We start from the raw sequence: 24350 nt of genomic DNA, 5'->3' as shown, positions 1-24350 counted from the left end.
GCCACAACGGTTATGTGCGATAGCATGGAAGCAATGTTTACCTAGGTCGATACCTAAAATATGAATAGAAGACATATGGTTCACCTCATTCTGAGAGCCTACTCTAAGCTTAAGGGCTTGAGAGTGAGGCGGACCATATAATTAAGGCCCCTATAAAGGAGCCTCTAGAATCATCGTTTTTCAAAGTAGTTGTTTGAAATTCTAGGAGAGCACGCGGAGCTTACGGATGTAAGTGAGCATGCTCGACAACGAAGTTCAAATCACTACGAAGAAAAAATTAAGCGTAAACAGGTAGACGCTTACAGATTTCTAGCACTTTTGCTTTTGTCGCTTCGATAACAGACTCATCACCCATGTTATCTAGGATGTCACAGATCCAACCTGCTAACTCTTTCGCGTCTGCTTCTGAGAAACCGCGACGAGTGATAGAAGGAGAACCGATACGGATACCTGAAGTAACGAATGGGCTACGTGGGTCGTTTGGTACTGAGTTCTTGTTTACAGTGATGTTTGCTGCACCTAGTGCTGCATCTGCTTCTTTACCTGTGATGTCTTTGTTGATTAGGTCAACTAGGAACAGGTGGTTCTCTGTAGAACCTGAAACGATGTTGTAACCACGTGCTAGGAATTCAGCAACCATTGCTTTTGCGTTAGCAACAACGCGTGCTTGGTATTCTTTGAACTCTGGCTCTAGAGCTTCTTTGAACGCTACTGCTTTACCAGCGATAACGTGCATTAGAGGACCACCTTGGCCGCCTGGGAATACTGCTGAGTTCAGCTTCTTGTAAAGATCTTCGCCTTCGTTAGAAAGGATTAGACCACCACGAGGACCAGCAAGCGTTTTGTGCGTCGTTGTAGTTACTACGTGAGCGTGTGGAACTGGGTTCGGGTAAACGCCTGCAGCGATTAGACCTGCTACGTGAGCCATATCTACGAACAGGTAAGCACCTACTTTATCAGCGATTTCACGCATGCGCTTCCAATCACAGATTTGAGAGTAAGCAGAGAAACCACCGATGATCATTTTAGGCTTGTTCTCGATAGCCAACTTTTCCATCTCTTCGTAATCGATTTGACCCGCTTCATCGATACCGTAAGGGATGATGTTGTAAAGCTTACCAGAGAAGTTTACTGGAGAACCGTGAGTTAGGTGACCACCGTGCGCTAGGCTCATACCTAGAACCGTATCGCCTGCATTTAGTAGTGCCATGTATACAGCGTTGTTTGCTTGAGAACCTGAGTGAGGCTGTACGTTTGCGTACTCTGCACCAAATAGTTCACATGCACGTTCAATTGCTAGAGTTTCAACTTTGTCTACGTACTCACAACCACCGTAGTAACGCTTGCCTGGGTAGCCTTCAGCGTATTTGTTTGTTAGCTGAGAACCTTGAGCTTCCATTACACGTGGGCTTGTGTAGTTTTCTGAAGCGATAAGTTCGATGTGCTCTTCCTGACGAAGAGTTTCTTCTTGGATAGCTGCGAATAGATCCGCATCGTAATCAGCAATGTTCATGTCACGCTTAAGCATCTGTATCTCCTGACTCAGATTGTACTGAAAGTTTCAAAAAAACCACACAACGACCGAAAGCAAACGTTTCCGTCACCGTTTTGATGTGACGCATTCTACATAATTTGATCTAGGTCATAAAGAGCTAATTGCAATTTTATCATGCAGTTTTTTCATAATCACAAATAAGATTCATCATGGTTATTAAGCTTATCCAACCAAAGATGACGCTTACTGTCAATTTTACGATTTACACCCTGTAAAACGCAGATTACATAGGTTTACCTTAATTTTGCCCCTCTAGCTACCGAAAGCTAAGGTTTTTCTCTACTATGCACGCCTTTATTGGTTAGGTAATTATAAAAACGATGGAAAAACACTCACGTAAAGAAGATTGGGTAGCAATCCTCACTGGCACGTTTTTAGTGGCGTTAGGCGTCTTCTTTTTGCAGTCAGCGAACCTACTTACTGGTGGCACTACTGGCTTGGCTCTGCTTTTGAGTCAATTTATGCCGGTAACCTTTGGTATTTTGTACTTTATTGCTAATTGCCCATTCTACTTATTAGCATGGAAACGATTTGGCCGTCACTTCGCAATAAGCAGTGCCATATCAGGGGCTTTAGTGTCTGTGTTTGCCGATCATTTATACTTGGTGATCTCGTTAGAAGTTCATAATGAGATTTACTGCGCTGTTGCAGGCGGCCTGTTAATGGGCTTAGGTATGCTGATCTTATTCCGTCACCGCTCAAGCTTGGGCGGCTTCAACGTCTTGTGTTTGTTCATTCAAGATCGCTACGGTATCTCAGTAGGCAAAACCCAAATGGCTATTGATGCGTGTATTCTGTTTGCATCATTCTTCTTCGTATCGCCTTGGGTGATTGCAGTTTCTGTATTGGGCACTGCGGTATTGAACATCGTATTAGCGATGAATCACAAGCCTACGCGTTATTCAGTGAACTACGCGTCTTAGCGCCAGCTATCCAATCAATGAATTACTAGCTGTTTTTCATAACGAAAACAGCTAGTATTTAGCTTTTATAAGCTACCCTCTCTTTTCTTATGCAAGATTACCTCTCTAGCGCCAAAGACACTCAAACCTCGATCTCTATTGAAGGTTTAGAATTCAACCCCGCGACACGTGTCTTAAGTTGCAATGAGCAGGTCATCGATCTAGAACCTCGTTCTATTGAATTACTCGAACTGTTTCTGACTAGCGTGGGTGAACCGCTCGCAGCTGAACAGATCATCGAGTCGGTTTGGCAAAGTAACTTCATCTCGAAGAATGTGCTTACTAACAGGATCAGTACACTCCGCTCCGTGCTGCAGAAGTACCTACCAGAAAGTGATGCGACTAAGATCTTGGTCACCTACCCACGCAAAGGGTACTTCCTTAACCCTAGCTCTGTGAGCTTGGCCAATGCCCAGCCCCAACCTCTTGAGGTAACCGAGCAACCTCAAGCGAGCAAAAAGACATCACCGTTTAATCTGTTGTTACTGTCACTCTCTGTTGTGTTGCTGATAAGCACTGCGACTTTAGGCTATATGTTTTGGCACTCTTCAAACCAAGCCTCAGAGCTTGAACGCACACAAAGACTGATTCCTAAGGTCGAGCTATTGCTAAACCGTATCGATGCCATTGGAGACAATGCGAGAACGCATCGCAAAGCCGTTAAAGCGCTGCTGCTTCAACAACAAATTGAATACGCTTATACCGATTTAGCAAATCAAGACGCGCCAAGTTATTTCGTAGACCCAATAGACAGCACGCCCTTTTTTCCGGGCGCCAAAAACATGCGCACCAGTGATTACCTGCTCAATATTCAATTGAAAGATCAGGAAGTCGATACACGTCTTGCTGCTAAAGTCAGCCTTATTTATCCAAGTTCAGGCAAACTTGCTTTCCGCGGTGTCTACTCAATAGAGATTGATAACCTCAGTGAAGACTTGATGGAGATAAATAGAGAGCTAGCGAACTACTTCGCTTTACCTGCTCCGCTATCACCAGAGTGGTCTGTCAGTGATAAAGAGCTGAGCCGCTTGCTAAACGGGGAAACGCTGAAGCTTGATAACATTCCACTCAACGTGATGACCTCAACCTTGCTCGCTCGACAGCTGGCACTGTTTGAGACCGACCACCAACGCCTTATTAGCTTCACTAGTCTGGTACAAACTCGCTTTAAGTTGATTCCCGACGAGCTAAAACTCTGGCTTGGGATTATTCACTTCAAGTTAAGAGACCTGCAAACCGCGAAGGAATTTCTGACCAACACGGCGGGCAATTCGACCATTGAGAACGCACTGGTCTATATGATGATTTCCCATATTGCTTACAAACAAGGGGACATGGATAAGTTTCGCCTCAACTACATGGAATCTTTGGTCGCGTTATTACGAGTGATTCCTTCAGAAGAGTTGTTTGATCGCTTATCCAAACCTGAGTCGAAATCGACCTGCCTCCAGCCTTGGAAAAATCTAAAATTGAGCATCAAAGAGCCACTTATCATTAAGCAGTGGGAAAATCTGATGCTTAACTACTGCACGAATGTCGGTCATCAACTTTCCGAATAAAAAAACATAAAACATTTAAAAACAAAAACTTAAATATAAATTAAGATCTTATGTATCTTCATTTTTTGCCCTATTAACTCTCTCACCAATAGCATTCCTAAAAACATCAGGCCGCTCTAGGCCAACTATATTAGGAATGCTCAACATGAAAAAAACCATGACGCTGCTTGCGACTTCTCTCTTTGCTCTTTATGGCTGTGGCGGCGGAGGTGGCTCTTCTTCAGGTTCAACAGATGGCAATAAAGGTCCAAGCAATCAGGTAGATTACCCAATTGCGAGCTCTGCATTTGCCCCTAAACCAGAAACAACATTGAGCTACTCATTTACCAAAGATGGTCAGACTGAAGGCGTGATGACAATGAACTTCACTCCTTTAAGCGGTGAACTCATCATTGCAGGGCTAGAAGAGGAGGCTGGCAATGAAGCAGTAGTTCAAGTTATCAATGACCTAATCAACTACGGCATCACCGAATTTTATGTTTCTGAAGACATCATGACGAATGTTGAAGGTACAGAAGAAGACGGCAGCATTTATTTTGCAGGCCCTGACCGCGGTCTACACGAAGTTACCAATGCCTACTTTATTGGTAGCCAATACATCACAACCGTTATGCACAGCAGCCCTCTTTTCCGTTTAAAAGGTGCTGACGTAAAAGAGAGTAACCCAATCATTGATATCAGTAAGGAAACCGTTTCATTACAAATGACGTTAGATGGCGAAGCTGTCGCTAACATGCTGAATGACTTTGAAGACCACTCGTGGGTCTCAAGCCTTCCAACGAATGCGTCATGCCAAGTCACATGGCAACAACATATTGAAGAAACAGGCGTACGTAAGAATTTTAAGATCTCTGATAAATCAATCGAAGCTGCGAATCTAACAGAGAAAAACACCTACTACATCAACTGTGAAGGTATGGATTCCGCAGAATTTGGCACATCATCAGAGCGCTGGTTCAACCCTAGCATCGGCTTAATTGAACAGATTGAATTGATGTCTGTAGAACAATCTGCGATCGAAGAATCAGCAGCGTCACTGACTTCGATTAGCTAGCCCTGACTTAGATTCACTGAACCTGAGCGTAACTGCTGACTAGCTACAAACAATAAAAAAGGCTTTGGGGAGCTCTCCAAAGCCTTTGTAAAAGCCCAATCCTTTAAGGGGAGTAAGAATCAGGCTTCTTAAAATGAAACAAGGTTAACCTTCAATCAAGAGAATACGAGTCTCGTAAGGACGTAAGACTTGATGATGTAATGCTGCTGAAGTGTTCGCTTCTTGATAGTTAGACAACAAACTCTTCGCCTTGCTCATATCAAAACGTTCCGGTAAAACGCATTCCGCCTCTTCACCATAGTAGTTATTAATACACAACAAAGTCTGACTATCCGTCTCGCGAGAATACGCAAATACCGATGGGTGCTCAGGCAACAAATCTTTGTAGCTACCATGAGTAATCACGGGCACTTCTTTACGTAACTCAATCAAGCTCTTGTAGAAGTAAAAAACAGAATCTTTGTCTTCCAGCGCTTGCTCAGCGTTAATCTCAGTGAAGTTATTCGCAACATCTAGCCACGGCTTAGCTTGTGAGAAGCCTGCATGCGCTTCGCTATTCCATTGCATCGGCGTGCGAGAGTTATCACGAGATTTCTGCGCCAGAATCGCCATCATATCTTGATGCGCCACACCATCACGGTTAACCATGATGTCATACATGTTGGTACTCTCGACATCACAATATTGGCTGATCTCAGTATAACCAGGATTGGTCATGCCAATCTCTTCACCTTGATAGATATACGGCGTGCCTTGCATCATGTGTACAGACGCAGCCAGCATCTTCGCCGACTCAACACGATACTGCTGATCATCACCTAAACGGCTCACCACTCGCGGTTGATCGTGGTTACACCAGAACAATGCGCCCCACCCCTTGCCGTTCAAGCCTGTTTGCCAATGATTGAAGATCGACTTGAGCTGTAAGAAATCAAACGGCGCATTAGTCCACTTCTCACCATTAGTGTAATCCACCTTGAGGTGATGAAAGTTAAACACCATCGATAGCTCGCTGTTATCAATGTTTGAATATCGCTGGCAATGCTCCAGTGTCGTTGAAGACATCTCGCCTACTGTCACGCTACCGTACTTCTGGAATACCGCTTCGCTGATCTCTTTCAGGTATTCGTGCACTCGTGGGCCATCAGTGTAAAAACGACGACCATCACCGATATCATCGTTAGGGAAATCTTGCTGTTTCGAAATCAGGTTGATCACATCCAAGCGGAAGCCATCAACGCCCTTCTCAGCCCAGAAGCTGATGACGTCTTTCACTTCTTCACGTACAACCGGGTTCTCCCAATTAAGGTCGGCCTGCTCTTTTGCAAAGAGGTGTAGGAAATATTGACCCGTCGCTTCATCCATTTCCCATGCATTACCACCGAACTTAGACTGCCAGTTGGTTGGCGCTTGACCGTTTACTGGGTCTTTCCAGATGTAGTAGTCGCGGTATGGGCTGTTTTTGTCACCCAATGCAGACTGAAACCACGCATGTTCTGTTGAGGTGTGGTTTACCACGATATCCATCACGATACGAATACCACGTTGGTGCGCTTCAGCCAGCAATAGGTCGAAGTCTTCCATGGTGCCGAATTGCGGGTTAATCGCATAGTAATCTGAAATATCGTAGCCGTTATCGATCATTGGGGATGCGTAAACTGGGGTTAACCAAATTGCATCCACACTCAAGTGTTTAAGATAATCCAGTTTCGAAATGATCCCTTTGATATCGCCAGTACCTTTACTGCCACTGTCACAAAAGCTCTTTGGGTAGATTTGATAGATGGTTGCGGTTTTCCACCAACTTTCATCATGCTCAGTCATCGCCATCTCTAACACTCACTTACCAGAAAATATAAATAAAAAATCACCATGTGAATCATGGTCGAATAGCCGTTATAACTAAAAGAAAAAGCTATAACTAAGAGAAAAAGCGATGGCTCACTTTGGAGTCATCGCTTATTTAATGCATTACGCGTTGGCGGTTTCTAGCTCGCCTTTCATCTGTGCTCGTTTATAGAAGAACAGTGTTAACGTGACGGGTAGTACAATCGCCACCAGCATCGCAATTAAGTAAACAGACCAATATTGCGGTTGAATCGATAAGATGCCCGGCAAGCCACCAACACCGATACCATTCGCCATCACACCTGCACTACCACAGATTGCAGCCGCTGCAGCACTGCCGATCATTGCGCTCAACATTGGGAATTTGTATTTAAGGTTGATGCCGTACATCGCAGGCTCTGTCACGCCTAAGTAGGCAGAGATTGCTGCTGGAACCGAGATGTCTCGTTCACCTTCGCGTTTGCTTAAGATGATGATGCCGACAACAGCTGAAGCTTGTGCAATATTTGATAGCGCGATCAAAGGCCAGATTGGTGTGCCGCCTAAGTCTTGCATCAGTTGTAGGTCGACTGCGTTGGTTGTGTGGTGAATACCTGTAATAACCAAAGGTGCGTATAGGAAGCCAAATACCACTGAACCAAGAATCGCAAAGTCACCTGTCATTGCTGCTTTAGCCGCGAATGCCACACCATCGCCTAACATACGGCCAAATGGGCCAATGAAAGCGTGCGCTAGAATCACAGACAAAATAATCGAGACAAATGGCACGACAACAAGGTACAGATAAGAAGGAACAATACGCTTAAGGTTAGTCTCAATGAACGCCAGAGCCACACCCGCTAACATCGCAGGGATCACCTGTGCCTGATAACCAACTTTCTCAATCACAAACAAACCAAAGTCCCAAACCTCAGGTACCGATTTACCTATCATGTAAGCGTTCATCAACTGTGGAGAAACCAAGGTCACACCGAGCGTGATACCCAAAATAGGGGTTCCGCCGAGTTTCTTAACCGTCGCCCAACACACGCCAACCGGTAGGAAGAAGAAAATCGCTTCGCCAATCAGCCACAAGAAAGAGTGAACGGTTGCCCAAAATTGGCTGATTTCAACGAGGGTTTTGCCGTCGAACATGCGAATGTCGCCAATCACATTACGGAAACCAAGAATCAAACCACCCGTAATGATGGCAGGCAGCAGTGGTACGAAAATTTCGGCTAAATGGGAGATACCACGCTCAAGGAAGTTCATGTTCTGACGAGCAGCAAGTTTAGACTCATCTTTTGATGATGCCTCTTTACCCGTTTGCTCAATCAGAAGTGCGTACACTTCATCAACCTCTGTACCAATCACGACTTGGAATTGACCTGCGTTCGTAAAGCAGCCTTTTACCAGCTTCAGCTTTTCTAGTTCTGCTTTGTCCGCTTGTTCTGTATCGTTCAATACAAAACGCAGTCGAGTCAGACAATGGCTGACACTCGCAATATTTTCTTTGCCACCGACTAACTCGATAAGACGCGCAACGTCTTGCTTCGCTATCTTACTCATACTACCCCACCCTGGTTTCATTCAATTACTCATCTAAACCATGCAGCAACAACCACTCAAGATTTAGATTTATGGGAACATTCCCAATCACGATTGTTATAATGCCCGCATGAATGATAAATTAAAATGGGAACAGTCCCATTAATTGAAAGAGATCACACTCTAATTTTAATCTAAGCGGTTAGATTTCGCTTAATTGAGTGGATTATAGAATCGGAGATTGGGTGTGATGAGAGATCTCTGAATTGCCTAAAAGCTGAGAGATCAATAGATTAGCCGCCAACTTACCTGCAGATTGGTAGCCAGGATCAATGCTAAATACACGAGGGAACAAGAAAGAGAGAAGATCATTACCACCAACGCCTGTCACAACCACATCTTCACGTTGTAGTTCTTGTAGACGCTTGATCACACCAAGAGCCAATGTGTCACTGGCACAAACAAGTGCTTGAGTAGTAGGAGTCAGTACCTCATCCACCAGCTGATAAGCGCTTTCATGATGAAGCTGCCCAGTACGATAGTTCGCAATCACTCCAGTGCTTTCGCACCAATCAAGATAAGCCTTAAGACGCAGCTCACCGGTTGATTTATCGCTAGGATCAACACCAATAAAGCCGACATCTGAGATCCCCTGCTCCGAAAGATGCGCTAACGCACTATTGATCACCTGTTGGTTATCGTAGTTAATCGACGTTACGTTCTCGGTATCCAAAGCAATAACCACGGCTTTGTGTTCCCACGCTTCGATCGCAGGAATATCACAGTCCGTAAAGCCAAACACAATGATGCCATCCACATTGCGACGCTTTAGAACCTGAAGGTGTTCATTGGCTTTTTCTCTGTCGAGTTGGCTTTCCATGATCACCACGTCGTAATCCGCTCGATACAACTCAGCTAGCATGGTGCTAACGGCTTTGTTTTCAGAGGGAGAGTCTAAACGAGAGATGATCACGCCGATGACTTTTTGACTGCCACCACGCATTGATTGCGCAGACTTTGAAGGCGTGTACCCAGATTCTTGAATTACTCTTTCCACCCTTTCACGGGTTTCAGGTTTCACTTTAGGATCATTGGTCAGAACGCGAGATACGGTTGACTTACCAACACCGGACAGCTTAGCAATATCGAGAATAGTGAGTTTTTTGCTCATAAAAAGTCTAACGTTAAAGGGAAGAGAAGAAAAAGTGAGGGTAGGTTCCCTCACTTAACTATTTGTAAATTATAGCAGTTCTTACTATGACTTACTTTTGGCAATTACGATAGACCACACGGCCAAGTTCGAGGCGTGCGTCGTCACCTTTAGTACGCAAAGTGATGCTGTTAATCATCTCTGAGGTGCCATCATCTAGAATGTATTTGGTTCCTGAGCCTGCCGGTACTTGAGTCAATTGGTACTCGTTATCAGGTAAACGTAATACTGCTTTTTCATTACTAAGGTAAGCCACATCAAACGTGACGTCAGACTCACATTGATAAGTCACGAATTGATTATCCGATGCTGCACTATCAGGGGCTGCAGATTTAGAGCACCCGACCAATGCTACCGTACATAGAGATGCTACCAACATAGCTTTCATACTTCGTTCCTCATCTTTATATAGTCATGACACTTAGTTTAGTCTCAGGTTAGGAAAACCTTATTGATAAGTAAGTGCCTAGTGATAGGTAAATACCTTAGTGACAAATAAACGCTTAGCCTTTTAAGAAAGCAGGTACATCTTTAATGCTATCAAGTACCACACTAGCTAGCGCTTCACCCTTTTCAGTGATTGGCTTACCAGTTCTTACCAATACTTTAGTGCCAACACCTGCGGCTTCTGCAGCCATCATGTCTTCAGCTTTATCGCCAATCATCACAGAGTTAGCCATATCAATCTTCAGAAAGTCACGAGCAGAAATGAACATGCCTGGCTTTGGCTTACGACATTCACAATCTTGCTTGTAGTCACCAATGCCGTGCTCAGCGTGGTGAGGACAGTAATAAATGCCATCGAGCTCGACACCATTATCAACAAAGTTCCAATCCATCCACTGCGTTAAAGAAAGAAAACGGTCTTCGCTAAACATGCCACGAGCAATGCCTGACTGGTTAGTCACTAGCACCAATAAATAGCCCATATCTTTAAACGCTTTCGCCGCTTCAAACACACCGTCGATGTATTCAAAGTCATGCTCATCATGTACGTAGCCGTGATCAACGTTAATCACACCATCACGATCTAAAAAAACAGCAGGTTTAGACAAAATTTTGTTCTCTATCAACTCTCTATTAATCATTAATTATTACACGCTTTATTTGCTTCATCACTATCTATTTAGTTTTGCGTTCGTTAACGATTTGTTTCCAGCTTAGCCATACAATCGACGTTTAGCCGTCTAGACGTAAAAATATCTATTGACTTAGATCATAGAACACCATAGCATCGTCTGTAAATCGAGCGAGCTATCGACATATTATTCTGTTCTACCTGCACGGGTTTCTCTATGATTAAAGTGAATCAAGTCAACAAGGTTTTTTATCAAGGTACTAAAGAAATCAATGCCTTAATTGATATCAACCTCCACATTCCTCAAGGTCAAATCTTTGGAGTCATCGGCTCTTCAGGTGCAGGCAAAAGTACCCTAATCCGCTGTGTAAATATGTTGGAAGCGCCAACTTCAGGTGAAGTGATTGTTGACGGTATCGACCTGACAAAACTCAGCAAATCTGAACTTAGCGAAGCACGCCGTAACATCGGCATGATTTTCCAGCACTTCAACCTGCTGTCTTCTCGTACTGTATTTAACAATGTAGCACTGCCTTTAGAACTTGCAGGTAAAGATAAAGCGATTATTGAAGCGAAAGTGAGTGAGTTACTTGAACTCGTTGGCTTGGCTGATAAACGTGACACTTACCCTGCAAACCTAAGTGGTGGTCAAAAGCAGCGTGTTGCGATTGCTCGTGCACTGGCCTCTGACCCGAAAGTACTGCTGTGTGATGAAGCGACCAGCGCACTGGATCCTGCAACCACTCAATCGATTCTTGAGCTGCTGCGTGAAATCAACCGCAAGCTGAACATCACTATCCTGCTTATTACGCACGAGATGGATGTAGTTAAGAGCATTTGTCACGAAGTGGCGATCATTGGCGGTGGTGAATTGGTAGAGAAAGGCACAGTTGGTGACATCTTTGCTCACCCTAAAACTGAGCTTGCGCATCAATTTATTCGTTCAACGCTGGATCTGACGATTCCTGAAGATTACCAAGCGCGCTTGCAAGAGACTCGCGTAAACAGTAGTTACCCGCTAGTGCGCCTTGAGTTTACAGGCGCGACGGTTGATGCTCCGCTGATGACTCAGATTGCACGCAAATTCAATATCGATGTCAGCATTCTAAGCTCTGACCTTGATTACGCCGGCGGCGTGAAGTTCGGCATGATGGTTGCTGAACTGTTCGGTAATGAAGCAGATGATAATGCTGCTATCCAATTCCTACGCGACAACAATGTAAAAGTAGAGGTGCTTGGTTATGTCCTTTAGTTTCAACGAGATTGCTGACTGGATCAGCCTTAACGGTAACCTTCTATTAGGCGCAACTGGCGAAACGCTTTACATGGTTGCAGTTGCGGGCATTGTTGGCTTTGCTGTCGGTATTCCATTAGGCGTGATTCTACATACGACTAAAAAAGGTGGCCTGTTAGAGAACACCAAAGTAAACAAGATTCTAGGTGCGATTGTGAACGTGGGTCGTTCAGTGCCTTTCTTAGTGTTGATGGTTGCGATTATCCCACTGACTAAGATGCTGATTGGTACCTTCATCGGAACAACCGCTGCGATTGTTCCACTAACGATTGGCGCTATCCCATTCGTGGCTCGACTTATCGAGAGTGCGCTACTTGAAGTACCAACAGGTCTAGTAGAAGCGGCTCAATCAATGGGCGCAACACCAACACAAATCATCAATAAGGTTCTGCTTCCTGAAGCACTACCGACTATTATCAACTCAGTAACGATTACGCTAGTGACACTTGTGAGCTATTCAGCAATGGCAGGTACGGTTGGTGGCGGTGGCCTAGGTGATGTCGCGATTCGTTACGGATTCCACCGTTACGATGTGACCATCATGGCTGTAACGGTAGTGATGTTGATTGTGCTTGTACAAATTATTCAATCAATCGGTGATTCATTAGTTCGCCGCGTTGACCACAGATAAAGACTCAGCGTTAAACGCAAACTATCTAAGACAAGAGTCATCTGAACCAAATTAAATAGATTTATTAAAAGGAGATTATTATGAAATTTAGCCTTAAAGGTTTACTTACTATCGCAGCAGCGGCATCAGCGCTAGTACTAGCAGGTTGTGGTGATAAAGAAGTGGATACGTCTAAAGTAAAAGTTGGCGTAATGGCAGGTGCTGAAGCGCAAGTTGCTGAAGTTGCAGCTAAAGTAGCAAAAGAGCAGTACGGCCTAGACGTTGAACTGGTTACTTTTACGGATTACGTAACACCAAACGCGGCACTGGATGATGGCTCTATCGACATCAACGCATTCCAACACGCACCGTACCTAGATCAGCAAGTAGCTGACCGTGGTTACAAACTGACTATCGCTGGTAACACGTTTGTTTACCCTATCGCTGGTTACTCTAAAGAAGTGAAATCTGTAGACGAAATCCAAGACGGTGCTCGTATTGCGGTACCAAACGATCCAACAAACCTAGGTCGTTCTCTACTACTTCTTGAGCAACAAGGTCTTCTTGAGCTTCGTGAAGGTGCTGGTCTTCTAGCAACCGTTCGTGACATCGTTAAGAACCCTAAAAACCTAACGATTGTTGAACTAGACGCAGCACAACTGCCACGTTCTCTTGATGATGTAGCGCTTTCTATCATCAACACAACTTACGCAAGCTCTATCAATCTTACTCCACAAAAAGATGGTGTATTCGTTGAAGACAAAGATTCTCCTTACGTAAACCTAATCGTTTCTCGTGAAGACAACCTAAACGCTGAAAACGTGCAGAACTTCGTTAAAGCTTACCAAACTGAAGAAGTGTACAACGCAGCTTCTGATATCTTCCAAGGTGGCGTAGTTAAAGGTTGGTAATCACCTAAGCTGCAGCATCGTATAGATACCCGAAGGGGCTGACATAACGTCAGCCCCTTTTTTATCTACGGCAGTTTTTTATGTACCGCAGTTCGTTAGAAAGGCACGGCTTACCACCAAGCTTCCACTTGCATACCGACACTCATTTCACTGTTCTTACCTTCACCGAAGGCATTGTCATTTTCAGCATCGTTTAGGTAAGTCGCAAAAATACGGAATTCAGGACGAGACCAGAAACCCACTTGCGGAACCCAAGCCTGAGCGACAGTGAACTTACCGCCCGCGCCGTCTTGGTTATCAATGGTTTCCACAAAGCCACCAATTTCAAGAATGGTACGCATGCGCTTGTCCCACTTATAAAGCGGACGGATTACGGCACTGAACGACTCATCATCACTGTTATTAGCACCAACACCCGATGACGCAGCATAACGAACCGTGTGGCCAAATTCGATGTTCTCACCGATAGCAAGCACACCCCAGTTAATCAATCGGAAGCCATCCGCATCGTTGTTGTTTGCATCACGAACGATACCCTTACCGGTACCAAAGGTGGTCATCTGCTCGGCATAACCAGAGTTAGCCACTTGGAGAATGGTTTTGTTGAAACCACCCGCTAGGTTTTGATTTAGACTGGCTGTCAGCATCACGCTATCATCCGCGTCCACCGTTTGACCCTGCTTTTCATTGGCGAAGTTCATATCAATACCGACCTCAAGGTCTGCATTGTTCCACAATGGAATACCCGCATAACGTATATCAGCAATCATGGCTGTGGTTTCTTTGCCATCAAACACATCGCCTGTCACTGTGTCTTGAATCAAAGCCACCGATAATTTACCTGGTCCCATATTGATGTGTTCAACCCCCGCACCAATACCACTGACATCCCAGTAGTAGTTATCAACGATGTGTACATCATGGCGTTGGTAGTAGCGCTCACCCGCCCAAATGCCAATGTCTTTATCTTCAAAAAGCCCTACCGCTTGAACATTGAGTTGAACGACATCCACGCTTTTATCCGCCGCGTTCTCATCTTGGCCTTGCCAGTACGACAACATGGAATCAACTAAAAATGAAACGTCGTCCTCAGCATACACTTCTTTTTTAAAACCAAACTCGCCATACAGATCATTTTCGTTGCCGAGTCGTCCAACTTTACTCACCTCCCATTTACTATTTGAACCGCCTTCATTACTCAGGCCAACGCCGCCGCGCATGTAGCCATTAAACTCCAATGGCATGGTTTCATCAGCGTATAAATTAGGTGCAAGTAAAGCAGTAGAGAGTGCAGCAGCAATAGGTAACAGTTTCATCGTCCATTCCTTTAACATCTAGAATTACGTTATTTTTATAAATGGGAACATTCCCATGGGATCGATCCCATTTATATTGAGAGGAATATAAATTGAAAGGGAACTGATTGATTACTGTGATCCAGTTAACTATTGAAATGATCAAAAGTTGATGGGTGTGGAATTATTTCGGTGAATACTTAAGAGCTACAGAGAGAGACATACAGCACAGAATGTGTGCATTTAAGGGCGAAATAGGTTGGACAATATTGGCAAAGCCCAATACTGATTAATGCTCAACATGGAGGTCAAAGAAAGAGAAACAAACAAGAAGGTAACAGAGATAATACAGAGGAATAAGTATCGAAGTATTGATCAACACTTCGATACCTTGAATCGCTAATTAAGCTTTAGGAGTTAGGGATTAGGAGTTACTTAAGATGATCCCAAGAGATGTTTGATACCAGACGGCAGTCATCACACTTGAAATAGAAAATGTCGTGGATCGGCGCATCTAGCAGCCATTCACCACCACATTGCGGACATTTACGCTCTTTTTCAGCTTTTAAGCTAATGCCGCCCACACGGTACAAGTAGTAATACGTTGGGATCTTAGTGAGATACTCAATGCGCCCTCTTAAACCCCAACCGCGTTTAAACAACACGCTTTTGGTATCACTGATCTCAGTTAGAGTTGCGTGTTCAGCACGACAACCACCACCCATTTGGACTTCATCGCAGGCTTGCCATTCAGTCTGCCATTTCAACACGGCTTTATGGTCGCCATTAAAAGTCGGTGGATTGCGGTACAAAGGGATCGGCAATAAGCTGTCGCCACTGCGCAGCGGTGAACAGGTATGAACGAACGTCGTGTAAAGTACCTGCCAGCTAGGCGCTTCGTCTTCAGCTACTTCTTCAGAGTTAAGATCTCGACCAAGTAAACGCATTTTTGGCGCAAGCAGGCTCGCGTTAGACAAGCGATCAAAACACACTTTCACGAAATCTGAGTGGTTACGCGGATGTAAGCTGTCTTGCTCTGGACAGACAACGCGAACATAAAACTCACCGTCACCCATCACGATAGGAAACTCACGACCCAGCACTTGTCCGTTATAACGAAGTGCATCCATTAAGCCATTAACAGCCTTGTCGACAGCGCTTACCGTTGTGTTATCAAAACACTCAAATTGAAGTTCTAGTACGTACATCTATTTATACCGCTGGTTGTAGCTTTTCTAAGAATTCTGCCAATGTCTCGGCGAGTACATCTCGATTTTTAGTGCCTAAGCGCTCTAAAATCACGTTGCCCGTTAGGTTACAGATAGAGATAACATCCAGTTCCGCGTCAGTAGCTGCGATGAAAACCGTAGGCTTTAGCTTTAAGCGACGTTGAGTCACGAGGTGACCTAAGATGTTTTCTTGTAGGCATTCGAAGTCTTCGTCACTCCAAATCTGTAATAGAGTCAGTTCATTACCGTCGAAGGTCGCATTCATGTCTGCGCTGTATTGCGCACCGTAGAAGGTTTTGATGTCTTCGTGCAGCGTCAATTCAATGCCCGTTTCAACGTTAGTGAAATCTGCGAATTGCTCACGTGGATAGTGCTTCCATAACACGGCATCGCCGCTCTTTTCTTCTACACATGGCGATACCACGTCCACCAACTCCTCATTGCGAGGTAAGCTTTGGTGTTGCTGTTGCCACGCGTCAACGTATCGCTGACTAAAAGAAAGTAGTGCGTCTTGAGCACGTTGAGTCATGAAAATCTCCTAAACACAAAATAATAAATAGAATCCGAGCCCTTTCCGTGTCGATTAGGCGATGACTTAATGACAGGGTAATGGGGATTCAGTAAAATCGACCCCATTCTAATCGAATTTGAAACGAAAGTATGAGCAAATATTCTGACGCAAAAGAGCTAGCGGGTTTAACCCTAGGCCAAAAAACTGAGTACTCTAACCAATACGATGCAAGTTTATTGCAACCAGTACCTCGTAGCCTGAATCGTGATGATCTTGCGCTAAACGGAGAACTGCCTTTTGTTGGTCATGATATTTGGACAATGTACGAACTTTCGTGGCTAAACACTAATGGCCTGCCACAAGTCGCCGTGGGTGAAGTTTTCATCCCAGCAACAAGCCCAAACTTAATTGAATCAAAATCTTTCAAGCTGTACCTGAACAGCTACAACCAGACTCAATTCGAAAACTGGGAACAAGTAACTGAGCGACTGACCCAAGATTTGTCAGCATGTGCAGGCGAAACCGTCATTGTGAATGTAAACTCAGTAACCGACTACACCAACCAACCTATCGTAACGATGGAAGGCGACTGTATCGACAACCAAGACATCCAAATCACCAGCTACGACTTTGAAGCATCACTGCTTGAAGGCGCTGCTGGCGAACAAGAAGTGGAAGAAACACTGCACAGCCATCTATTGAAGTCGAACTGTTTGATCACTAATCAACCGGATTGGGGCAGCGTTGAGATCGCATATTCAGGTAAGCAAATTGACCGTGAAGCTCTGCTACGTTATTTAGTTTCTTTCCGTGAACACAACGAATTCCACGAACAATGTGTTGAACGTATCTTCACTGACATCATGAAATACTGTAGCCCATCGAAGCTAACCGTATTCGCACGTTACACACGTCGTGGTGGTCTGGACATCAATCCATACCGTTCAACAGAACAAGATAGACCAAGCCACAACAAGCGTATGGCTCGCCAATAATAGGCTCAAGACACACACTTATTGCAACTACCTCATCTTTAAAGGGACATTGAAATGCGTTGGTTATACGTCGTTAGCCTATTTATTTTAAGCTTAAGCACATCGGTTAATGCGTCGGTCTATTCATCGGCGCTGCTCAACGAAGCCAATAATTTGGTTGAGATCGAGCCGAGCCAAGCAAAACAAATGGCCAACAGCTACCTAACGCTTCGTGTCCTTTCTGATCAACGCGAGAAAAGCCCTTCGGCGATTTCTCGCGAAGAGACAGACTCTTCGATTCGAACGCCAAACAGCAGCATCGATGCCTACAAGATCTTGGCGAAAGCCGAGTACAACCTTGGCAACATTCGCATTGCGATTCAACACATCGACAAGGCGTCTGAGCTTGCGAAAACCTATAAGCTTGAGTACCTCAAACTGGATCTAGAGATCCTAAAAGTACGCTTACTTTGGCTAAGTGACAGAAAGTCCGCCAAAGCAAAGGCAGAGCTTGCCAATATTGAAGCGAACCTAGAATCGGTGAATAAAACCTTACGTCTGACGGAAGGCATTACCTATCGTTTGATCATGTTGAAAGCCGATATCGCCTCTTACGATAACAAGATCGATGAAGCGGAAAAGTTCTACCAAGAAGCGAAGACCTATCTCGACCAGCGTTACTCTGAAAAAGTGACCATCGACTACCACATCTCGGTCGGTGAATTTTACCTGAACCACAAAGAATACAACCATGCGCTATCTGAATTGTTGTATGGTTACTGGAAGTCGGTAGAAGGCAACTTGAGCTCTCGTTTGGCTAAGGTAAACCGCCTATTGGCACAGCTTTTCTTTGAGCGACAAGTATTAGATAAAGCACTAGAACATCTATCTCAAGCCGCTGATTTTTACGACAACTTTGAAAACTCCCCAGTATTAGCACAAGTGCTTAAAAAGATGGGTGATGTGTACTTCTTCCAAGGTAAATACAACCTAGCCCTTGTCCACTTTTTCAATGTTCTTGATCACGAGAGTACCGACCGAGACATCTACCAAGTCATTGATATTCGTCTAAGTTTATCGGCAACCTACTTACGTCTTTATAACTACCCTCTTGCAGAGCAATACCTAACCCGTGCCCTTGAACTGCTGGAGTACACGGACATTCCGAAGCTGGAAGGCCGCGCAGCACTGCTATCAGCAGGTTTGGCTTACCATCTGCAAGAGAGCGAAGATGTCATCAAGCATGCGACACGTGCGCTTGAGATCTCGCGTCAGGTAGAGAACATGCGTTTGTCGCAACGTTCATACTACTTACTCTCTTTGGGTTATGAACAAGCAGGTCGCCCGCAACAAGCGTTGGCTAACCTTAAGCAATACAACAGCCTTGTCTCTTTAGAACAGCAAAAGCTCAACCGTGTTGGCGAAGACGCATTCCGCCAACAGAAAGAGTTTGCCGAACAAACCCTGCACTACGCAGGCCAAGCGCAAGAGCTAGAGAAATACAAACTGGAGCATCGCAAGTTCCAGAAGATATCGTTCGCCCTATTCTTGTTCAGCATTATCTTGTTCTTCTTTGTGTTGCGTCGCGGCTACATCATTCAAACCTTAGCCAAGGAAGTGGACTCGCTGCGCACCGACCTGTTTACGCACTCACGTTCAAAGCTTCCGAACCTACGAATGCTCAACGCCAAGCTTTCAAATTCATTAGAGCAAACCAGTCAAACCTTTGAGCAATGGCAGATGGGTGAATTGATTCATGAACCACTCAACGACCGTTTACGCTTCGTGATGATTGACTTGCCATTCCTACGCAACATGTACACGCAAAATGGTTACAAAGCGGGTCTCGAGCTCGAAGACGCTTTTGGTGAGTTCTTAAAATCAAAGCTGGAAGGCCCTGCTCGTGTTTACCACTTCTCGGACGCCAACCTGCTTTATATCGAACCTAACTCAGACCGTGATTTATCACCTGAGGCGATGTTCAAAAAGATTCAATCTTGGGTGAATAACTTCGAACCCGAACGCAACATCAACCGAACCGTTCGCATGGGCATCGCGGATTACCCGTTCTTGCCACGCGCTTACACCGCGATTAACGATCAAGAGCTGCTCGACGTGTTATTGATGTCAACCAACCTAGCGCGTGAGATAAGTCTCAAAGAGCGCAGCAGCCAGTGGGTATACCTCAAAGCTATCGACAATGCACCAGCAGCAAGCCTTGCAACCGGTAACATAAGAGAAGCGTGTAAACATGCGATTAATCAAGGGTTAATAAAAATACAATCGTCGTACCAGAATGAGGACAACATCAAAAAAATGCTAAAAGATGACTGATTTGCGAGCGGTTAAGACTTGCAAGTCGTGACCTTATTTTTAGTTTTGTTATTATCGATGTAACGGAATTTCATCAAAATGATCGAGATCGGTCTACGCGGCGCTAATTAATACATCTATGGGCATTCTTGAAAAAGACATTCAGGCGCAACTCCACCAGCTGAAATCTCAGTTGGAGCAGGTCCGTTTGACGCAAAGAGACACCTCGTTCAAATTTATTCGAGAACAGAAAGTTCTAAAGCGTATCGTCACATCTTTAAGTGATGCATGTGTTGGCAGTAATAGCCATTTAGATGAAAACCTCATTGCCCTTAGGGAAGAGCTAGAAAAGCAAAAAGACATTAGCTCAATGATCCCAAAGCTGGCAGTATTAGAAAGGATGCTTAAGCAGAAAACGTTGGCTATGGATAAACAGAACGGATATCTGGACGATAGCATTAAGCACAGTGGGGAAACGCTGCAACGCATCACTGGTTTACCAGCGCAGTTGAAACGCGACCTACGAAACTTACTTAGCTTCTCCGAATGCAATGGCAGTCAGAAAGTCGACCATGCCATGAAACTTCTCGGTATTTATGAGCGTGCCATAAAGATTATGGCGAACAACTCACGCACCCATTTTGCCGACGCTGCGCAATCTCCAGAGCAAGAACTCCTTTCCGACCTATCAAACGAATTACAACATCTGATCACTGAACTCGACTTCGAGGGTGAATCGGGTGATCTGCTTACCGATATTCGAGCAAAACTGCTACTTGGTGTTTCCACACAAAACCTACTTGAGCTGACACTGCAAATTCTCAAGCTGGTCATTGAAGGCACCAACCTAGAGCGCAAAAAGTCTGAACAGTTTATTGATCAGCTTAACTCTTCACTCGCGTCTAGCATCAAAACCGCAGACCAAAATGCCGACCAGAGCCAAAGCTACTTTGAGCACCGCCAAGGTCTGAATTCAGAATTGAATGAGTTGGTTTCTAAGAGCCAAAGCTCTGTGGATAAAGCCACAGACATCGATAACTTAAAGATGTCGATTAATCCCCTACTCAGTGAAATCGCCTCGCTTTCAGAAAGACTGAATCACGCAGAGCAGAAAGAACAAGCTCTAATAGAGAGAATGAGTTACGGCAAGACTCAGTTAGACTCGCTCTATGAAGTCACCCAAGATTATCGTAAGCGCTTGGAAGATCAGGCTCAGCGTATGCTGCTTGATCCACTTACTAAGGTTTACAATCGCACAGCCTTTACCGATCGCTTAGAACTGGAATACCGCCGCTGGATTCGCGCACAACACTCACTGCGAGTGGTATTGCTAGACATCGATAACTTCAAAGCCATTAACGATAGCTTTGGTTATACCGCAGGCGACAAGGCACTCAAGATCATCGCGAGAACCATCACTAAAGAAACCGGCACCACCGATACTGTGGCTCGCTTTTCTGGTGAAGAGTTTATCTTGTTGCTACCAGAGCAAACCGATGAATATTGCCATCAGGTGATTCAAAACATCCAGACTCAAGTTAGTCGCCTACCGTTTAAGTTCCGTGACCAACAAATCACGATTACCTTATGCGCTGCGAGTACTCAATTTAAAGAATCAGATACACCTGAAGAAGTGTTAGAGCGACTCAATAAGACGCTAAATAAAGCAAAACAGCGCGGTACTAACCAACTGGTTTGGAACTAGACCCACCCTAGATTTAATTTATTTCATTTTTTCATATACTTATCACATACCATTCCCCTCAATGTTTGCTAAGCTAATGATTAACATTCGCTTAACAAGCATTCTTGGCAAGCAATGCTGTAAAGTCGCTCCTAAGCCAATGCATATGAGCTATTAAGCAAGTTTACATAAGCCATTAAGCAACGCTGTCGTATCCGTTTCGTCTGGTTAACTCTCTCTCCCTTAACCAAACACTTTCAACGTTTGCTTCTCACTCTCGAGCCAGAGGGTCACTTCAACGTCCCCTGCTCTTTTCAACAAGGAGGCACTATGATCACTCATATCAGCCCTGCCGGTAGCATGGATTTACTCTCTCAACTTGAGGTTGAGCGTCTTAAGAAAACCGCGTCTAGTGATCTGTACCAACTGTATCGTAACTGTACGTTAGCGGTACTCAACTCAGGTAGCCACACCGACAACTCCAAAGAGTTGCTCGACAAGTATCTGTCGTTCGATGTCGAAGTCGTTCGCCGTGAGCGTGGTATCAAGCTCGAACTGAGCAACCCACCTGAGCATGCCTTTGTCGATGGTGAAATCATCAAGGGCATCCAAGAACACCTATTTTCCGTGTTGCGTGACATTGTTTACGTCAACATGCACTTGGCCGATAACCAAAGGCTCAACCTTACCAACGCCACTCACATCACCAACTTAGTATTTGGTATTTTGAGAAACGCAGGCGCGCTGACTCCGGGCATCGAGCCAAACCTCATCGTGTGTTGGGGTGGTCACTCTATTAATGCCAGCGAATACCAATACACACGTGAAGTGGGTAATGAACTTGGCCTGCGTGAACTGAATATCTGTACCGGTTGTGGACCGGGCGCGATGGAAGGTCCAATGAAAGGGGCAGCGATTGGTCATGCAAAACAACGTTACACCGAACATCGTTATCTAGGACTTACTGAGCCTTCGATCATTGCGGCTGAGCCACCAAACCCGATCGTCAACGAACTGGTGATCATGCCAGACATCGAGAAGCGTCTCGAAGCGTTTGTTCGTATGGCGCATGGCATCATCATTTTCCCGGGCGGTCCAGGTACTGCCGAAGAACTGTTGTACATCTTAGGGATCATGATGCACCCGAATAACGCCGAGCAACCAATGCCGATTGTGTTGACGGGCTCGAAAGAGAGCGAAGCTTACTTCCGCTCGATTGATAAGTTCATTGGTGAGACCTTAGGTCCTGATGCACAAAAACATTATGAGATCGTGATTGACGACCCGGCACGCGCTGCGAAGATCATGAAACAAGCGATGCCAGATGTGCGTTCACACCGTAAAGAGACCGGCGATGCGTATAGCTACAACTGGTCACTGCATATTGAGCCAGAGTTCCAACTACCATTCGACCCGACTCATGAGTCAATGGCGGCACTGGATCTTCATATGGACCAAAAAACAGAGAGCCTAGCAGCGAATTTACGTAAAGCCTTCTCTGGTATAGTGGCAGGTAACGTCAAAGCTGAAGGGATTCTAGAAATAGAAAAACATGGCCCATTCCTGATTGATGGCGACAAAGAGCTGATGACCAAAATGGACCAACTGCTGAATGACTTTGTTGAACAGCATCGAATGAAACTGCCGGGCGGTACGGACTATGTGCCTTGTTATAAAATTGCACCGAGCGATTAGTTACATTCACTCATTACAACCAAGTAAATGATAGCTAAGTAAGTGCTGACCAAGTCACAGATAACCAATTGCTAGGCATAACGTTAATCAGGTTATGACGTTTACGTCGCTAACGTTTCAACTCACCAAGTGATACGTTACTATAAGGGGCTAGCAGCCCCTTTTTTATTGCCTATTTAGTGGAAACTTATGTCTATCCATCTTGTTATTATCGATGCCTTGAACCTCATCCGACGCGTGCACTCTGTTCAGCCGGATCCAACCGATATAGCAAGAACCATCACCACGACAACTCGTACGCTCAATAAAATTCTTTCTGAGTCTAAGCCAACTCACATCATCGCGGTTTTTGATCATCACCTACAAGACAGAGGCTGGCGCGCTGAAGTACTGCCAGCTTATAAACAGAATCGTAAACCGATGCCAGAACCACTGATGAAGGGCCTTGATGCGATCCAACAAGCTTGGTGGGAATTAGGTATTGATTCACTATTGTCGGATGGCGATGAAGCGGATGATCTAGTGGCAACATTGGCAAAGAAAGTGGCTGATCACGGCGAAACCGTCACCATTATCTCGACAGATAAGGGCTACTGCCAACTGCTATCACCTACCCTGCAGATCCGTGATTACTTCCAACATCGATGGTTGGATAAACCCTTTATCGAAGCGGAGTTTGGTGTAAAGCCTGAGCAGCTTGCTGATTACTGGGGCTTAACCGGTGTCAGCTCTAGCCAAGTGCCGGGGATTCCAGGTGTCGGCCCTAAAGCAGCAAAAGAGATATTAACCACCTACCCAGATATTGAAACCGCCTATCAAGCAGAAGACTTGCCGAAGAAATATCGCAAGAAGTTCGATGAACACATCGAGTCAGCTCGTTTATGTAAGCTGGTTTCAGCGCTGAAAACAGACATCGATTTAGGTTTTAACCTGCAAGATATTCGCTACGAAGCGAACGCTTAGCTCTCATATACAAAGCCTCTATTATAACGAACGTCTGTTATACAGAGCTTCAGATACAGAAAAGCCTTAGTCGACACT

The 24350-nt window shown here is 44.9% G+C and carries 20 protein-coding genes; 11 read left to right on the top strand and 9 right to left on the bottom strand.

Annotated elements, in window-relative coordinates; all coding sequences use genetic code 11:
- Window positions 1-277: 277 nt before the first annotated feature.
- On the bottom strand, window positions 278-1528 hold the full coding sequence (gene glyA / locus L1D37_RS15330) for a serine hydroxymethyltransferase (protein ID WP_017066387.1): 1251 nt from the start codon (window positions 1526-1528) through the stop codon (window positions 278-280).
- Between the two features lie 347 nt (window positions 1529-1875).
- Here glyA and L1D37_RS15325 point away from each other — a divergent pair, with 347 nt between their 5' ends.
- The 3 genes from L1D37_RS15325 to L1D37_RS15315 all read left to right on the top strand — a co-directional run bounded on the left by L1D37_RS15325 (window position 1876) and on the right by L1D37_RS15315 (window position 5130).
- Window positions 1876-2478, top strand: a complete 603-nt coding sequence (locus L1D37_RS15325) for a YitT family protein (RefSeq protein ID WP_017630786.1) — start codon at window positions 1876-1878, stop codon at window positions 2476-2478.
- Between the two features lie 89 nt (window positions 2479-2567).
- Window positions 2568-4076: a winged helix-turn-helix domain-containing protein gene (locus L1D37_RS15320; RefSeq protein WP_239848391.1), complete on the top strand. Its 1509-nt coding sequence runs from the start codon at window positions 2568-2570 to the stop codon at window positions 4074-4076.
- Window positions 4077-4221: 145 nt separating this feature from the next.
- A complete protein-coding gene (locus L1D37_RS15315) occupies window positions 4222-5130 on the top strand; it encodes a hypothetical protein (RefSeq protein WP_239848390.1) in 909 nt (302 codons plus the stop codon).
- A 144-nt stretch (window positions 5131-5274) separates the two neighbouring features.
- On the opposite strand, the gene treC is transcribed toward L1D37_RS15315, so the two are convergent.
- The 5 genes from treC to gmhB form a co-directional block, all read right to left on the bottom strand.
- Window positions 5275-6960, bottom strand: coding sequence for an alpha,alpha-phosphotrehalase (treC, locus tag L1D37_RS15310; RefSeq protein WP_239848389.1), 1686 nt, complete (start codon window positions 6958-6960; stop codon window positions 5275-5277).
- A 141-nt stretch (window positions 6961-7101) separates the two neighbouring features.
- Window positions 7102-8526: a PTS trehalose transporter subunit IIBC gene (gene treB, locus L1D37_RS15305; RefSeq protein ID WP_239848388.1), complete on the bottom strand. Its 1425-nt coding sequence runs from the start codon at window positions 8524-8526 to the stop codon at window positions 7102-7104.
- A 205-nt stretch (window positions 8527-8731) separates the two neighbouring features.
- Window positions 8732-9676 (bottom strand): trehalose operon repressor TreR, encoded by a 945-nt coding sequence (gene treR / locus L1D37_RS15300; protein WP_239848387.1) that lies wholly within the window; start codon window positions 9674-9676, stop codon window positions 8732-8734.
- Window positions 9677-9767: 91 nt separating this feature from the next.
- Window positions 9768-10103 carry an MliC family protein gene (locus tag L1D37_RS15295; RefSeq protein WP_239848386.1) on the bottom strand — a complete coding sequence of 112 codons (336 nt, stop codon included), beginning with the start codon at window positions 10101-10103 and terminating at the stop codon, window positions 9768-9770.
- Between the two features lie 115 nt (window positions 10104-10218).
- Window positions 10219-10803, bottom strand: a complete 585-nt coding sequence (gmhB, locus tag L1D37_RS15290) for a D-glycero-beta-D-manno-heptose 1,7-bisphosphate 7-phosphatase (RefSeq protein WP_017060762.1) — start codon at window positions 10801-10803, stop codon at window positions 10219-10221.
- A 207-nt stretch (window positions 10804-11010) separates the two neighbouring features.
- Here gmhB and metN point away from each other — a divergent pair, with 207 nt between their 5' ends.
- The 3 genes from metN (at window position 11011) to L1D37_RS15275 (ending at window position 13608) form a co-directional block, all read left to right on the top strand.
- Window positions 11011-12045 carry a methionine ABC transporter ATP-binding protein MetN gene (gene metN / locus L1D37_RS15285; protein WP_017060763.1) on the top strand — a complete coding sequence of 345 codons (1035 nt, stop codon included), beginning with the start codon at window positions 11011-11013 and terminating at the stop codon, window positions 12043-12045.
- Window positions 12035-12718, top strand: a complete 684-nt coding sequence (locus L1D37_RS15280; RefSeq protein ID WP_017060764.1) for a methionine ABC transporter permease — start codon at window positions 12035-12037, stop codon at window positions 12716-12718. Before metN ends, L1D37_RS15280 begins: the two co-directional genes overlap by 11 nt.
- Window positions 12719-12798: 80 nt before the next feature.
- A complete protein-coding gene (locus tag L1D37_RS15275) occupies window positions 12799-13608 on the top strand; it encodes a MetQ/NlpA family lipoprotein (protein WP_017630795.1) in 810 nt (269 codons plus the stop codon).
- A 110-nt stretch (window positions 13609-13718) separates the two neighbouring features.
- On the opposite strand, the gene L1D37_RS15270 is transcribed toward L1D37_RS15275, so the two are convergent.
- The 3 genes from L1D37_RS15270 to syd form a co-directional block, all read right to left on the bottom strand.
- Window positions 13719-14924 (bottom strand): carbohydrate porin, encoded by a 1206-nt coding sequence (locus tag L1D37_RS15270; RefSeq protein WP_239848385.1) that lies wholly within the window; start codon window positions 14922-14924, stop codon window positions 13719-13721.
- A gap of 410 nt (window positions 14925-15334) precedes the next feature.
- Window positions 15335-16111, bottom strand: coding sequence for a Zn-ribbon-containing protein (locus tag L1D37_RS15265; RefSeq protein WP_017630798.1), 777 nt, complete (start codon window positions 16109-16111; stop codon window positions 15335-15337).
- 4 nt (window positions 16112-16115) lie between these two features.
- Entirely contained in the window at window positions 16116-16661 is a 546-nt protein-coding gene (syd, locus tag L1D37_RS15260) for a SecY-interacting protein (protein ID WP_017630799.1), read from the bottom strand.
- A 131-nt stretch (window positions 16662-16792) separates the two neighbouring features.
- Here syd and queF point away from each other — a divergent pair, with 131 nt between their 5' ends.
- The 5 genes from queF (at window position 16793) to xni (ending at window position 24272) form a co-directional block, all read left to right on the top strand.
- Window positions 16793-17638, top strand: coding sequence for an NADPH-dependent 7-cyano-7-deazaguanine reductase QueF (gene queF, locus L1D37_RS15255; RefSeq protein ID WP_176680317.1), 846 nt, complete (start codon window positions 16793-16795; stop codon window positions 17636-17638).
- Window positions 17639-17692: 54 nt separating this feature from the next.
- Entirely contained in the window at window positions 17693-19951 is a 2259-nt protein-coding gene (locus L1D37_RS15250) for a tetratricopeptide repeat protein (RefSeq protein ID WP_239848384.1), read from the top strand.
- 118 nt (window positions 19952-20069) lie between these two features.
- The gene (locus tag L1D37_RS15245; RefSeq protein WP_017630802.1) at window positions 20070-21635 is read left to right on the top strand and encodes a GGDEF domain-containing protein; all 1566 of its coding nucleotides are present in this window, start codon (window positions 20070-20072) and stop codon (window positions 21633-21635) included.
- A gap of 309 nt (window positions 21636-21944) precedes the next feature.
- Window positions 21945-23309 carry a nucleotide 5'-monophosphate nucleosidase PpnN gene (gene ppnN / locus L1D37_RS15240; RefSeq protein ID WP_239848383.1) on the top strand — a complete coding sequence of 455 codons (1365 nt, stop codon included), beginning with the start codon at window positions 21945-21947 and terminating at the stop codon, window positions 23307-23309.
- 189 nt (window positions 23310-23498) lie between these two features.
- Complete coding sequence (xni, locus tag L1D37_RS15235; protein WP_213865401.1) at window positions 23499-24272, top strand: flap endonuclease Xni; 774 nt, start codon at window positions 23499-23501, stop codon at window positions 24270-24272.
- Window positions 24273-24350 lie beyond the last annotated feature (78 nt).

Source organism: Vibrio sp. Isolate33 (assembly GCF_022397895.1).
GTDB classification, from domain to species: domain Bacteria; phylum Pseudomonadota; class Gammaproteobacteria; order Enterobacterales; family Vibrionaceae; genus Vibrio; species Vibrio pomeroyi.
This window is presented reverse-complemented; position numbering and strand designations above follow the sequence as displayed.